The organism is Mangrovihabitans endophyticus (assembly GCF_014646155.1).
Taxonomy (GTDB): domain Bacteria; phylum Actinomycetota; class Actinomycetes; order Mycobacteriales; family Micromonosporaceae; genus Actinoplanes; species Actinoplanes endophyticus.
The window spans coordinates 1-14,629 of record NZ_BMMX01000075.1; the positions used below are offsets into that span (position 1 = coordinate 1).

Sequence of the window (14,629 nt, forward strand, 5' to 3'; positions counted from 1 at the left end):
GCCAGAGCCATGAACAGCCACTACGCCCGACAAGCCCTCATCGAACCGTGATCACGATCCCCGGCTGGAGTACTAGGGAACGGGGTCTTTACAGGACGCCGTAGCTCCCGCAAAGTCCGCGGTTTTCATTGATCTTGTCCTGGTCGCGGCCGGGGCTGTCGCGTTTGGCGATATAGCTCTGTTGGTCATGGACTCTCGTCCGAGATACTGCGTTCGCGGCGTCACAACCTCGTGGCGGGGAGGTGCCCTGGTGAGTGGCCGACTGCGTGGGGCATTAGGTGCTGCACTGTACTTCACCAGCAGATACACCACACCAGCGGGCGACTCGAAGGAGGGTCCAAAAGTCTACTGGGGCTATGAGTGCAAACACGTTCTGCGGAAGCAGCCGTATGCGAGCCCGCCTGACCTCTGTCCGCATGGGTGCGGCGAACGCCGCATAGAGGACGTTTTATTCGTGCGCCGCAGGTGCGATCATCCTGGCTGCGGGACGGTTCTCTATTACTCCGTGGCGGAGGACCCCGGGAAGCCGGCGCACCGCTGGGGTCTACATTGGCCGAGACCATTTCGGGTCGGAGAGTAGCCATGTGGCCTACTGCGCTCATAACTGCGGGATCGACCACCTTCGGCCGTCTATTCGCGGTCGGCATCTTGCCTAGTACTGTGCTGACTACCGCCGTTTGGCTACTAGCGCGTGCCAGGGCATTCTCCCGATCCAATCTCTCCATTGCGGATCTTTTGCCTGAAAACTTTGACATAAACCGAGGTGGCTTGGTCCTGCTTTTCCTCTTGATGGTCGTTGTATTGACCGCCATCCTGCAGAGCTTTCACTTCGGATTTATCCGCTTGCTGGAAGGATATTGGGGGGATTCCAAAGCGGCCGGCGCCCTCTTCCGAATGGGCGCGGCAAGACACCGAGACCGAATGGAGCGAATGAAAGAAGAGCTGTCACATGCCCGTGAAGTGGCCGACGCCGTCGATTCGGCCACCGCAGATCGCTCGTCACCGGCTCAACCATACCCTCGCCTGGAAGACCAGATCGTCAGTCAGCGTGAGTTCATGCGATACCGGCTACGCCGGGACCGCGCCAAGCGCCAGCTAGACCTTTATCCTCCCGACGAGGCCGACTTGCTGCCGACCCGGCTGGGGAACGCGTTGCGGGCTGGCGAGCGTCGGGCTGGCGAACGATTTGGATGGGAGACAATCGATGCTTGGCCTCGGTTGTACGTGGGGCTGCCGGATTCGCTCGCGCTCGCCTACCGCTCGGCGGTGGACGCAGTGGATGCTGCCGCAGTCTTCTGCCTTACCTTCCTGGTAGTTGCGCTGCTTGCCGTCGCTGCCTTCTGGGATGACCTGGCACTGTGGTGGGTTCCGGCCGCGGCCCTCTTCTTGTCCTATGCGTCTTACCGTGGAGCAATCGCCTCGACGGTGACTCAAGGGATCCTCCAGCAGGTGGCGTTCGACCGCCACCGGTTCGACATGTTGGAGGCCTTGCACCAGCCGCTGCCCGCAACCCCGGACGAAGAGTACAAGCAGGCTGAGATGCTGTCCGCACATTTCCAAGAGGCCAATCCGAAGGATGCGCGGACCTACCTGGCCAATCAGCGGTACGCGCATGCGGAGCCTCCACGCGCGCGGGCCATCCAATGGTTGCGAGACCGGCTCGGCGCCGGTTGACGTGAAGCCGGGCCGTCCGGGGCGTCTGCTCAGCAGCGGTCCACGACGATCGTGCCGATCATGCCGCCGGTCTGAAGACGTAGCGACGGGTTGGTGATCTTGTCGCGGCGGCCTCGCTCGTCCACCGTGACCAGGACGGACCCGTCTCCATCAAGGCCGAGGTTCCACTGGACTGGGACCTTGAGCCGCACGTATCCAACGTATGTACTGATGTTGACCTTCGTTCCGCTCGGCACGGAGGTTCCCCGAAGATCTAGATACAGCGCGCCGAGGACGCAGGTCACCGTCAAACGGGCCGGCAGGTCACCGTGCGGAGCCCAGCGCGAAGTCCACGCGATCGAGACGATCCTGTCACGTAGGCGGGAATGCTGGCCGCTCAGCGCGATGCCGGCACCCACGGCCGCTGCGGCAAAGGGCAGATACCCGAGCACGGATGGGCTTGCCCACCGGTACAACAGCGCTGTGGCCGCTGTCGCTGCGATCAGCATGGCTCCGGCGAGCCGGCGAAGATCAACAATTGCCGCCAGCGTCGCTGCCACCGCGAAGATCGCGAGTAGGTAGGGCCAGGACGCAGCCAGAGCGCGTACGGCGAGATCCGCGCGTTCTCCAGGGTCTACTGCGAGATAGCTGGCGATCCCCACGATCGCCACGCCGATCCCGACCCGTGTCCTGCTCATGTCGCCGCCTTCCAGTCGCCGAGATCGGTGGCGGGGTCAGTGAACGACACCACTTCGCCGGAAGCAATGGAAGCCGCACGGCTAGGCGTGCCCGTCAGACGGCTAGCGCGTCGCGCTCCCACCAGGCGCCCTTGTCAGGTCGCGACAGGCGCGTTGCGGGTTCGATCGGCCTGACAACGGCGGTCTGGGCGGTGCATGTCATCCACGGCATGCCCGCCCGGCGGGGGCCGTCCTGTCGGCGAGTCCGGTGGTCCGGCATGGCTGGCGCGGCGTACTGACACCGCTGTTGGCTTTCTCATCATCGTTGAGGAGGCGCGCCCCTACCCGGACCGGACCGGTCTCACCGTGGCCCCTGCCGCGGCGGCTGTGCAGATTCTGTGTGGAGCGCCGCGATGCATCCGACTCGTTTGTCGCTGTCCGGTCTGGCCGCCGTTGCGGCGCAGCCGCAACCCAAGTCCATTCCCGAGGTCATCGATGGCATCACCGGCTGGATCATGGGCATCATCGCTCTGGTCGCGACGCTGTTCCTGGTCATCGGCGGCTTGCGGTACATGGCCGCCGGTGGTGACCCGGCGCAGGTGGAGCAGGCCAAAGGCAACGTGAAATCGGCGTTGATCGGCTACGCGCTGGCGTTTCTGGCCCCGGTGATCCTGCGGGTCCTGCAGGGCATCCTCGGGCGCTGACGGAGCCGTGTGATGGTCGACTGGCTGATGGACGGTCTGCTCGGCTGGCTCGCCGGTCAGATCCTGGAGGTGTTCGGCGACCTGCTGGGCTTGGTGACCCCGCAGATTTTCCTGTCCCCGGACGTGACCGGCCTGCCGCAGGTGACGGCGCTGGCGGGCAGGAGCACGCTGGTGGTCGACGCCTGTTTCGTCCTGGCGATCATCGCCGTGGGTATCGCGGCGATGGCCGGGGACTCGATCGAGCTGCGGTACGGCCTCAAACAGTTGACGCCGCGGCTGGTGGTCGGTTTGGTGCTGTCGGTGTTCGCGGTTCCGCTGACGGGGGTGCTGATCCGGGTCGCGAACGCGTTGACGGTGGCGATGACGGGCCGGTCCGCGCCGACCACGCACGCGGTGGGCTATGTGCGTGACCGGCTGGCGTCGGCGCTGACCGACAACACCGATTCGTTCCTGATGGTGGTCATCGGCCTGCTGATCGTGGTGCTGATGGTCATGCTGGGCGTCGGCTGGCTGACACGTATCGCCGTGCTGCTGGTTTTGGCCGGGATCGCCCCGGCCGCGCTGGCCTGTTACGCCACGCCCTGGACCAAAGGCGCCGCGGACCTGTGGGTGCGTACCGTGCTGGGCTGCCTGGCCACGCCCGCGCTGCAGGCGGTCGCGTTCTCGGCCGGTATCGGCCTGCTGCTGGATCCGGGCGCGAACCTGCCGGCCGGCGGGTCGGGTTCGGAGACGGTGAATCTGCTGCTGGTGATCGTGGTGCTGTGGACCACGGTGCGTATCCCCGCCCTGATGCGCCGGTACGTGCTCAGCCGCGGCGGCCCGACCCTGCTCGCGGTGGTGTGGCGCACCGTCGCCGTGCAGGGCATGACCCGCGCCGTCCGCAGAACCCCGCCGCCGCGGGTCGATGCGAGCACGCACACCCATCACCACTACCGCCGGCTGCGCAACGTCTACCTCAACCCGGAGTGATTGTGAACAGCGTCGATGACAGCCCCCGCGCGGCGGTCCCCGCCGATGTGGCCGAGCCGGACCGGATCGCGTTCGGGCTGACCTTCCGCCAGCTCGCCATCATCGGCGGGCCCGGCCTGGCCGCGCTCGGCTGCTACCGCCTGTTCGGGCCGCTGCTGCCACCACCGGTCTGGGCGGTGGCCGGGCTCCTGCTGTTCGCGGTGGCGGTGACCGTGGCTCTGGGCCGCCGCGACGGGCTCCCGCTGCAGGTGTGGCTGCGGCACGGGGTCACCTTCGCCCGCAGCCCGCGTGTGTTCACGCCGGGGGCGGCGCGGCCGTCACCGGTGGTGGTCGTGGCGGACGCGCCGCGGGTGCCGGCGCCGCTGCGCTCGCCGGTCACCAGCATCAGCCCGGCCGGTGTGCTGACCAGCGAGGGCAGCCCGAAGGTGCTGATCGCCTGCGGCACCACGAATCTGCACCTGCGCACCGGGGCAGAGCAGGAAGCGCTGTTGGACGGGTTCGGCCGGTTCCTCAACGGCCTGACCGGCCCGGTGCAACTGCTGGTGTCCGCGCAACGCCACGACCTGACCGGGTACGCGCAGGCGACCGCCGACGCCGCAGCCCGGCTGCCGCATCCGGCGTTGCAGACCGCCGCCGAGGACCACGCGGCGTTCCTGGCGGATCTGGACGCCGAACGTGACCCGCTGCGCCGCCACGTCCTGGCCGTGGTCACCGGCGAGCACACCACCGAGAACGCCGTACGCGCCCTGACGAGCCTCGGCGTCGCAGCCGCCGCTCTGGACGGTGCGGCCGTCACCGCGGCCCTGACCGCCGCCGTCGACCCCTACCACCCACCAGCGCCGGGCCCGCGTGCGGTTCCCGGCACGCCGATCACCGTACGGAGCAGCCGATGACCCTGTCCATGAGGAATTCCTGGCGGGCCGGGCCGCCGATGCCGTCCCCGGCCGTCCTGAAGGTCAGCCCGCGCCATGTGCAGGTGGGGGACGGGTACGCCGCCACCTTCGCGGTGTGCGGCTATCCGGCCGAAGTCGGCCCGGCCTGGCTCGACCCCCTGCTGTCCTACCCGGGACGGGTCGACGTCGCCGTCCACATCGCCCCGGTCGCGCCGCAGTTGGCCGCGCCGATGCTGCAACGCCAGCGCGCCCGGCTGGAGTCATCCCGGCGCCTGGACGCCGACCGGGGCAGACTCGGCGACCCGATGACCGAGGCCGCCGCCGATGACGCCGCCGACCTGGCCGACCGGGTCGCCCGCGGCGCAGCGAAACTGTTCGAGGTCGGCATCTACTGCACCGTGCACGCCCGCACCCCAGACGAGCTGGCCACGGTCAGCGCCGGCGTGCAGTCCGCAGCCGCGTCGGTGCTGCTGGACCTGCAACCGGCCACGTTCCGCCACCAGCAGGGCTGGATCGCCACCCTGCCGGTCGGGGCGGACCCGCTGCGGATGCGCCGCATCCTGGACACCACCGCCCTGGCCGCGGCGTTCCCGCTCGCCTCCGCCGACCTGCCCGCCCCGCCCCCGGGCGCCGTCGCCGCGCCCGACGGGGTGCTGTACGGGGTGAACACCACCAGCAACGGGGTGCTGCTGTGGAACCGGTGGGCGCAGGACAACCACAACAGCGTCGTGCTGGCCCGATCCGGCGCCGGCAAGTCCTACTTCGTCAAGCTGGAAGTGCTGCGCCACCTGTACCAGGGCACGACTGTGGCGGTCATCGACCCCGAAGACGAATACACGCCCCTGGCCGCCCACGTCGGCGGCGCCGTCGTGCAACTCGGCCGCCCCGGCGTACGGGTCAACCCGTTCGACCTGCCCTCCGACCACCGGCCCGACACGCTGACCCGGCGCGGCCTGTTCCTGCACACGCTGATCTCGGTGATGCTAGGCGCGCCCCCGCCGCCGGCCGAACGAGCGGCCCTGGACCGGGCGATCACCGCGACCTACGCCCACGCCGGGATCAACGTCGACCCGGCCACCTGGACCAGGCCCGCCCCGCTGCTGCGCGACCTCGCCGCCACCCTCACCGACGACGGCGACCCGGCCGCCGGGCACCTCGCCGCCCGGCTCGCCCCGTGGACTGCCGGGAACTTCGCCGGCCTGTTCGACGGTCCGACAACCACCCCCACCGGCACGCACCTGACGGTGTGGTCGCTGCGGCACCTGAGCGACGAACTCCGCACGGTCGGCACGCTGCTCGCCCTGGACGCGGTCTGGTCCGGCATCGACGCCTCAGCCCCCGGCGCGCGGCGGCGGCAACTCGTCGTGGTCGACGAAGCCTGGCTGCTGATGCGCGACGGCGAAGGCGCACGGTTTCTGTTCCGCATGGCCAAGGCCGCCCGCAAACGGCACGCCGGGCTGTGCGTGATCACCCAGGACGCCGCCGACGTGCTGTCCACCGATCTCGGCCAGGCCGTCGTCGCCAACGCGGCGACCCAGGTCTTGATGCGCCAGGCCACCCAGTCGATCGACACGGTCACCGAGGCGTTCGGGCTGACCGCCGGAGAAGCCCGGATGCTGCTGGCCGCCCCGCGGGGGGAGGGCCTTCTGGTCGCCGGCCGGTCGCGGATACCGTTCCGCTGCGTCGGGTCGGCGGCCGAACACCGGATTGCGGTAACCGGGATCGGCGAGGCGACCGCATGACCACCACGCCGACCTGGCCCGCCGACCTGGCGCAGGGGATGGCGGCCCGGCCTTGGCTCGCTCTGGTGGCCGCCGCGCTGATCGTGGCGGCCGTGTTCGGCCACGATCAGGTGCTCCGCTGGCGGCACCGGCGGTTCGCCGCCGCCGCTCGGTGGGTGACGATCGCCGTGCCGCCGGAGGTCACCGCCGAGGCCGCCGCCGCGTTCTGGACCACCCTGGCCGGGGTGCTCACCCCGTCGGTGTGGCGACGGCGGATCTACGGTTACCCGCACGTCGGCTGGGAGTACACGTGGACCGGCCGCGCCCTGGCCATCCGGGTATGGGTGCCCGGCACCGTGCCACCCGGCGCGGTCGAGGCCGCCGTCCGCGCGGCCTGGCCCGCCGCGACGATGACCACCGCGGACACGACCGCGCCGATCCCGGCCACCGCGGGAGAGCAGGTAGGCGGGGCGCACTGGCCCGAGCACGCCGACGCGCTGCCGTTGCGTGTCGAGCACGACGTAGACCCGCTGCGGGCGCTGCTGTCGGCCGGGGCCGAGGTCCGCCACCGCGAGTACGCGTGCCTGCAGGTCCTCGCCCGGCCCGCGTCCGCCCGCCGCGTGCGGGCGGCCCGCCGGTCGGCGACCATCGCCGGCAGCCATCCGCACGGGCGGCCCGACCCGGCGACCCGTGCCACCGCCGGGGCTGCCCGGTTCGCGATCGAGCCGTTGCTGTGGCTGCTCGAGGGCTTCCTGCCCGGCCCGTCCCGGTCGACTGCGGCCGCACGGCTTGTCTCCCGACCGGAGGTCCGGGACCCGGTTGCCGGGGCGCAAGCGCGCACGATGGTCGAGAAGGCGGTGCGGGTGCCGCACTGGGAGATCGCGGTCCGGTTCGCGGTCGCCGCTCAGCCGGACGCGACGCCGCCGAGCCCGGAACGGGCCACCGCGATCCGGCGGCGTCTGATCGGGCTCGGGCACACGATCGCGGCGGCCGCCGCCACCTATACCGGCCCCAACCGGCTGCGCCGGATGAAGATGCCGCACCCGGTCGCCACGCTGGCCAGCCGTCGGCTGCGGCGCGGCTTTCTGGCCACCGTGCCCGAACTCGCGGCCCTCGCCGCGTTGCCGCAGGACGTGGCCGTCCCCGGGCTGGACCGGGCTCGGGCCAAAGCGGTGCCGGCTCCGGTGCAGGTGCCCGGCGGCGGCCGAGGCGTGAAGATCCTGGGCCGCTCCCAGGTCGGGCGCCACAGCATCGGCCTGAAGGTCACCGACGCGCGGCAGCACCTGCACGTGGTCGGCAAGACCGGCGTCGGCAAGTCCACGCTGCTGCTGAACCTGATCCTCGGCGACATCAAGGCCGGGCGCGGGACGGTGGTCGTCGATCCCCGCGGTGACCTGATCACCGACATCCTCGACCGGCTTCCCGCGTCGTACGCGGACAAGATCGTCATCATCGACCCGGACCAGGACAACCCCGGCTGTTTCAACCCGCTGGACGACCAAGGCGATCCGCACCTGGCGGTGGACAACCTCGTCGGGATCTTCGCGAAGATCTTCCAAGGGCAGTGGGGGCCGCGCATGGACGACACCATGCGCGTCGCGTGCCTGACGCTCATGCGGCACGCCAAGCCCACGTTGAGTCTGGTCCCGTCGCTGCTGCAGGACCGGCAGTTCCGCGCCCGGTTCACCCACGGGCTGGACGATCCGGACGGCCTCGGCGGGTTCTGGCTCTGGTACGACGGCATCAACGAGCAGTTCCGTGGCCAGGTCATCGCCCCGGTCCTGGCGAGGCTGCGGGCGTTCCTGCTCCGCGACTTCGTCAAGAGCGTGATCGGCAACGCCTACAGCTCGTTCGACATGCGCCGCATCCTCGATGACGGGGTGCTGCTGTGCCGGCTGCCGAAAGGGCAGCTTGGTGAGGAGACCAGCCGCATCCTCGGCTCGCTGATCGTCGCCCGGGTATGGCAGGCCGCCATCGCCCGCGCCGCGATCCCCGAGAAGGAACGCAAAGACGCCACGCTGTACGTGGATGAGGTGCAGAACTTCCTCACGCTGCCGGGCAGCGTCGGCGACATGCTGGCCGAGGCACGCGGATACCGGCTCGGCATGGTCCTGGCCCATCAGGATCTCGCCCAGCTACCCAAGGACGTTGCCGCGGCGATATCGGCGAACGCCCGGTCGAAGGTGTTCTTCAACGTCGACCCCGCCGACGCGCGGGAGCTGTCGCGGCACACGAAACCGGAAGTGGACGAGCATGATCTGTCTCATCTGGACGTCTTCACCGCCGCGGCCCGGCTGCTGGTCGGCAACCGGGAACTTCCGGCGTTCACGCTCGTCACCAACCCGCCCACCGATCCCGCCAGGGAGCCGACCGCGATCCGGCAGGCATGCGCCGCCGCGAACACACCCGCCGGACAGGAACCGCCGATGCAGCAGCTAGCTCGCACGGCGATGAAGCGGCGCATGACCAGCCGGGACCGCTGACAACCCCGGCTGCGCTCGGGGGCTCGTCTGGGTGCGGCATCGAGGGCTCGTCTGGGGGTGTCTGCGACACGAGACCCCAGACGAGCCTCCCGTACACGCGCTGTCAGGTGCCTGAGCTGGGCAGGCGCCCCGGACACCGCCCCCAAATTCAAGATCCACTCGTCCAGACTCCCTACAGGGGTTCTCTCTCCACCCGGGGTGAGCCGTATGCCGCTACCACGGACGACCAGCCTGCTGGCCATCTATCCCCACATCACCAGCCGTGACCGGCTCCTGCTCCAACTCCTCGACGACCACCAGATCCTGACCACCAGCCAGATCCACCGCATGCTGTTCACCGCCCGGCGCACCTGCCAGCTACGCCTCAACGAGCTCGCCGCCCTGGGCCTGATCGAACGGTTCCGGTTCTCCCGCGACGGCGGCGGTAGCCACCCATGGCACTGGACGCTCGGCCACAACGGACGCCGCTTCCAAGCCGCCACCCACGAACGGCCCGAACCCACACCGCGGGCCAGCAACCAGAGCGTTCAGCGGCTCTCAGCCAACCCGCACCTGGCCCACCTCGTGCTGACCAACGAGTTCTTCGTCCGCCTCACCGAGCACGCCCGCCGGCACGACAAAGCCCGACTCGACCGCTGGTGGTCCGAACAGGCCACCACCAAGCAGTACCGGACCATCACCGCAGACGGGCACGGCCTCTGGACCACCGGCGACACGACGGTGGGGTTCTTCCTGGAGACCGACACCGGCAGCGAACCGCTCGGCCGCCTGGTCGCCAAGCTCGACCGCTACGCCAAACTCGCCCGGCGCGGCGGCCCGCGGTACCCGGTGCTGTTCTGGCTCGACAACGAGCAACGCGAGGAACACCTCCACCGGGTTCTGCACGGCCAGCACACCACGGTCGCCGCCGCGACGGCGGTCCACACCAGCGAGCCCGCCGGGACGGTGTGGCTTCCACGCGGCTCCACCGGCCGGATCCCGCTCGGCGCGCTGCCGAGCGACCATGGCCAGCCGATGGCCGACAACCCCAACTACGAAGACGGAGTCTTCGTCCTCTGACAGCCGCTGACAGCTCCACCGGCGGGCCCGTCAGCTCAGGTCACGGCCATGATCGCGAATCCTGACAGAGGTGGCGCTGTCAGCTCACGAAGCTACGGTGCAGCTTCTTCTGTTCCTTTTGCTCGCACCGCCGCCCGTCTCGACCCCTGTGCGGGATTGCCCCGCGCCCGGCCCAGCTCACCTCATAGCCCACCTTCCCGTCGGCTGGTGCTCTGCGCCCCGCGCCCCTCGGCAATCTTTCCCGCCGGTCCAGACGCCGCGACCCGGTGGCACCACCCCCGCGTCCATCCCCGAACTGCTTCGTGAAGGGAGCACCCCGTCATGCCCAAGCCCACCCCGCTCACCGACCAGATCGTGACCGTCTGCTTCGAACCCGGCCAGGACGCCGACTGGTTCGCCGCCTCCGAGAAGGTCAACGACATCATGGCCGCCAACGGCATCCCGGCCCGCCGGTTCCGCGTACGGCACCGCCGGCTGATCGGCTGGCTGAGCCGGTTCTTCGGCTACTACCTGCTGGACGCCGCCCGCCGCTTCGGCGCGGTCACGTTCGCCGCCGGGGGCCGTAAGAGCCGCCTCGACCTGCCGGGCATGTCCCTGATCGCCGCCAACGCGGCGATCACCCGGTGGCGGGCCTGGCAGGCGCACATCAGCGCCGCAACCCCGGCCGCCCGCGTGTGGGAGGACTTCCTGGCCCAGCACCACGCCGACCCGGACAAGCTCAGCCTGGCCGAGGCCCGCCGCCGGTTCGAGCAGCAGCCCCGCGTGCTGGCCATGCTGGCCCACGCCGACGGGCACCTGTTCGACCCCTACGAGCTGGCCCTCTACCAGGCCGGAGAAGCCACCTACGCCGGGTGGCACTGGCGCGTCGCCCTGATCGGCGACGCGCTGATCACCACCGACGGGCGCCTCCTGCAACCGGCGAGTGACTCGGTCGCCGACCGGTTCCGGTTCCTCAACGACGCCTGCGCGTACGTGCGCCACCTGCACGCCCATGCCCGGCTGTGCGCCCTCGCCCTCGCCTGAACCCCGCCACAACCCCGACAAGGGCCGGTCGCCTCGGTGCGACCGGCCTTCGCCGTACCCGGCCATCGCCGGGTTGTCCGGGTCCGGCAGATGACCCGGCAGCCCCACCACCGCAGCCCGGCGCCGTGCCGGGCTACGCGAGTCCCTTGAGGAGGGAAACCTGTGGAACATCAGTCACTGACACCCGCGACGCGGGCCGTCCTGCAGGCCGTGGCCGACCTCGGCCAGGGCAGCGTCCACGAGCTGGCCGACAAGTCCGCAAAGGCCCGCTCGACCACCGACAAGGCGATCAAGACCCTCGCCGACGCCGGCCTGATCGTCGAGGTCGACCCCGGCGCCGACCCGGCCGAGGGCACACCCGCCCGCTGGGCGCTGTCGGACACCGCCGCCGCCGAACTCGACCCGGCAGCCCAGCCTGACCCGGGAGCCGACCCGGCCGAGACCGACCCCGACCAGGGCGACTCGACCGACGAGCCCGGCACCGCCGACACCGGGCAGGCCGACCCGTACGACGACGGCGACGCTTCCGACGACGACGGCCCGGCTGACGACGGCGGCCCGGCTGACGACGGCGGCCCGGACGACGACGGCGGCCCGGCTGACGGCGGCGACCCGGACGACGACGCCGGTGACCACGACGGTGAAGCCGTCGACGCCGGAACACCGTGCGATCAGGACACTGCCGAGGAAGGCGAAGGCGCCGCAGGCGCCCGCCCGGCCACGGTCGTGGCGCCGCGTCCGGGCGACCGCAAGGTCATGGCCATCAAGGGCGTCCTGGCCGAGCACGGCGACGACGGCGCCACCATGGACGTGATTGTGGCCGAGAGCGGGATCAGCCAGGCGACCACGACGCGGCTGCTGGCCGCGATGGAGCAGGCCGACGCCGCCCGTCGCCGTCCCGGCGTGCCCGAGCGGTGGGTCACCGGGCCGACCAAGGCCAGCGAGGTCGACCCGTACCCGCAACCGCCCCGCTGCCCGCTGTGCGCGCAAGTCGTCCGCAGCGCCCCGACCGCGATCGCGGCGGTGCAGCCGCTGATCCGCCCGGACCAGACCCTGCACGTCGCCGGGCCGGACGGGCAGATCCACGTCGTGGCCCTGCCCACCCGCGCTCCCCAGCGCGCCCCCGGCGGCGCCGCCCCCGTTGGACGGCGCACCGATTCGACCGTCAACGCCGACGGTAGCCAGCCCTTCGCCCGCGGCGAACTGGAGAAGCTCACCACCGAGGTGCTGGCGGCCTATCCCGGCCGGCCGTTGACACCGCAGGAGATCGCCGCGGCGATCGGCGCGCGACTCGGCCGCACGGTCAGCCCCGGCGCGGTGCGCAACAACTGCACCAAGGCCGCCGCCGCCGGGCACCTCCTGCTGGTCTCCGAGACCCCGCTGACGTTCACCTTCCCCGCACCCACCGACGGCGACGCCACCGATCTCGACGCGGACGGTGCGGAACCCGCGGACGTACCGCCGGACTCCCTCGACACCGGACCCGACCCGGCCTGACCGCCACACCCGACCCTGCGGCGCCGAGCCCACGCTCGGCGCCGCAGCCGTACCCGAAAGGACCGACAGCAAATGAACAACACGGAAAAGGACTCGGCGGAACGCGACGCCGACCGGGTCGCGCGGGTCGCGCTCAGCTGGCTCGCCGAGCCGGGCAACCCGGCACTCTGGTCGCTCGTGCAGGCCGACGGAGCTCCCGCCGCCCTGCAGCGGCTGCTCGCCGGTGATGTGGACGGCGTCAGGCTCTCCGCGAAGGTCCGGGCGCAGATGGGCGGGTTCGACCCGCAACGGCTGGCCGAGACGGCCCTGATCCGCGCCGACCGCATCGACGTGCGCCTCGTGGTCCCCGGCGACCCCGAGTGGCCCGACCGCCTCGACGACCTGGCCGCCCTGCGGTCGAACACACCCGGACGGTCCCACCAGGACGTCCGGCCGCCGCTGTGCCTGTGGGTCCGCGGACAACAACCCCTGAACGCGGCCCTGCACCGCGCGGTCGCGGTCGTGGGCGCGCAGGCGGCCAGCGGCTACGGCGTCCACGTGACCACCGACATCGCGTACGGGCTCGCCCAGCACGACTGGACGATCGTGTCCGGCGGCGCGTTCGGCGTCGACGCCGCGGCCCACCGCGCTGCCCTGGCCGCCGCAGGCCGCACGGTGGCCGTGCTGGCCTGCGGCCTGGACCGGCCCCACCCCGCCGGCAACTCGATGCTGTTCGACCGCATCACCGAGACCGGACTACTCGTCAGCGCCTGGCCGCCCGGCTTCGAACCGGCACACCAGCGCTTCCCGGCCCGTGACCGGATGATCGCCGCGGCCACGGTCGGGACCGTGCTCACCGAAGCGGCCTCGCGCAGCGCCGCCGTCAGGACCGCGCGATGGGCGCTGGCGTTGCACCGAGCCGCGATGGCCGTACCCGGCCCGACCACCTCGCCCACCTCCGTCGGCTGCCACGACCTGCTGCGCACCTACCCGCAAGCGGTCCTGGTCACCGGGTTCCCCGACGTCCTGGAAACGATCGCCCGCACCACCGAGCCCGCCCACCGCGGCACCGAGCCGCCCGGCAACCACCAAGAACCCTCCTGACCTCCCGTCCACAGGCCGGGCGCATTCCGCGCCCGGCCCAGCATCCGCGTACGAAAAGGAGAGACCTGCCGTGCCTCACGAACTGGAAACGTTCACCGACGGCACCACCGCATTCGCCAGCGCCCGGATATCGGCCTGGCACCGCCTGGGCACCGTCACCCAGACCACCATGAAAGCCGAAGAGATCATGACCGCCGCCCGGCTCGGCGACTGGGGCGTACGCACCATCCCCCTGGCCGGCATCGACCTCGTCGACGGCGCCGAAACGCAGATCCCCGCCGACGACAAACGGATGACCGTACGCCGCAACCCGGCCACCGGCCGAACCGAATACCTGGGCGTCGTCGGCACCGACTACACCGTCGTGCAAAACGAACAATGCGCCGACATGCTCGACCGGCTCGTCGACCAGACCGGCGGCGCCCACTTCGAAACCGCCGGCAGCCTCCGTAGGGGCAAAAGCGTCTTCGTCACCATGAAACTGCCCGACACCATGACCATCGCCGGCGCCGACCGGCTCGACCTGTACCTGATCGGCACCACCAGCCACGACGGCACCGCCGCGCTGCGCGTGGACGCCAGCCCCATCCGGGTCGTCTGCGCCAACACCCAACGCGCCGCGTTCGCCCACGCCGTCGGCCACTACACCTTCCGGCACACCAGCAACGTCGGCTCCCAGATCAGCCAAGCCCGCGAAGCCCTCGGCCTGATGTGGAAATACCTCGACACCTTCCAACAAGCCGCCGAACGCATGCTCCACACCACGCTCACCACGCGCGACTTCGAGAACTGATCTTCCCCCGTTAGCGTGGAGGCCAGACCTTAAGGGATAGAGGTTCATGGCTGAGACGAGACGACGGTTCGACC

The 14,629-nt window shown here is 70.7% G+C and carries 12 protein-coding genes; 11 read left to right on the forward strand and 1 reads right to left on the reverse strand.

Translation table 11 applies throughout. The annotated features are described in order from the left end of the window. Positions 1-660 precede the first annotated feature (660 nt). Entirely contained in the window at positions 661-1,674 is a 1,014-nt protein-coding gene (locus IEY73_RS31685; protein ID WP_189083036.1) for a hypothetical protein, read from the forward strand. Positions 1,675-1,703: 29 nt separating this feature from the next. On the opposite strand, the gene IEY73_RS31690 is transcribed toward IEY73_RS31685, so the two are convergent. After that, the gene (locus IEY73_RS31690) at positions 1,704-2,351 is read right to left on the reverse strand and encodes a hypothetical protein (RefSeq protein ID WP_189083037.1); all 648 of its coding nucleotides are present in this window, start codon (positions 2,349-2,351) and stop codon (positions 1,704-1,706) included. Between the two features lie 392 nt (positions 2,352-2,743). Here IEY73_RS31690 and IEY73_RS31695 point away from each other — a divergent pair, with 392 nt between their 5' ends. From IEY73_RS31695 to IEY73_RS31740, 10 genes are all read left to right on the forward strand, one after another. Next, positions 2,744-3,034, forward strand: coding sequence for a pilin (locus IEY73_RS31695; protein WP_189083038.1), 291 nt, complete (start codon positions 2,744-2,746; stop codon positions 3,032-3,034). Positions 3,035-3,046: 12 nt separating this feature from the next. After that, entirely contained in the window at positions 3,047-4,003 is a 957-nt protein-coding gene (locus IEY73_RS31700; RefSeq protein ID WP_189083039.1) for a conjugal transfer protein TrbL family protein, read from the forward strand. 2 nt (positions 4,004-4,005) lie between these two features. Beyond that, positions 4,006-4,896, forward strand: coding sequence for a PrgI family protein (locus IEY73_RS31705; RefSeq protein WP_189083040.1), 891 nt, complete (start codon positions 4,006-4,008; stop codon positions 4,894-4,896). Continuing rightward, the gene (locus IEY73_RS31710; RefSeq protein ID WP_229716347.1) at positions 4,893-6,638 is read left to right on the forward strand and encodes a VirB4 family type IV secretion system protein; all 1,746 of its coding nucleotides are present in this window, start codon (positions 4,893-4,895) and stop codon (positions 6,636-6,638) included. Before IEY73_RS31705 ends, IEY73_RS31710 begins: the two co-directional genes overlap by 4 nt. After that, a complete protein-coding gene (locus IEY73_RS31715; RefSeq protein WP_189083041.1) occupies positions 6,635-9,100 on the forward strand; it encodes a type IV secretory system conjugative DNA transfer family protein in 2,466 nt (821 codons plus the stop codon). Before IEY73_RS31710 ends, IEY73_RS31715 begins: the two co-directional genes overlap by 4 nt. Before the next feature lie 207 nt (positions 9,101-9,307). Next, the gene (locus IEY73_RS31720; RefSeq protein ID WP_189083042.1) at positions 9,308-10,159 is read left to right on the forward strand and encodes a replication-relaxation family protein; all 852 of its coding nucleotides are present in this window, start codon (positions 9,308-9,310) and stop codon (positions 10,157-10,159) included. A 321-nt stretch (positions 10,160-10,480) separates the two neighbouring features. Continuing rightward, on the forward strand, positions 10,481-11,182 hold the full coding sequence (locus IEY73_RS31725; protein ID WP_189083043.1) for a hypothetical protein: 702 nt from the start codon (positions 10,481-10,483) through the stop codon (positions 11,180-11,182). A gap of 162 nt (positions 11,183-11,344) precedes the next feature. Then, positions 11,345-12,679, forward strand: a complete 1,335-nt coding sequence (locus IEY73_RS31730; RefSeq protein ID WP_189083044.1) for a MarR family transcriptional regulator — start codon at positions 11,345-11,347, stop codon at positions 12,677-12,679. Positions 12,680-12,751: 72 nt separating this feature from the next. Continuing rightward, a complete protein-coding gene (locus IEY73_RS31735; RefSeq protein ID WP_189083045.1) occupies positions 12,752-13,762 on the forward strand; it encodes a DNA-processing protein DprA in 1,011 nt (336 codons plus the stop codon). 70 nt (positions 13,763-13,832) lie between these two features. Continuing rightward, positions 13,833-14,555, forward strand: coding sequence for a DUF932 domain-containing protein (locus tag IEY73_RS31740; RefSeq protein WP_229716348.1), 723 nt, complete (start codon positions 13,833-13,835; stop codon positions 14,553-14,555). The last annotated feature ends 74 nt before the right edge of the window (positions 14,556-14,629 follow it).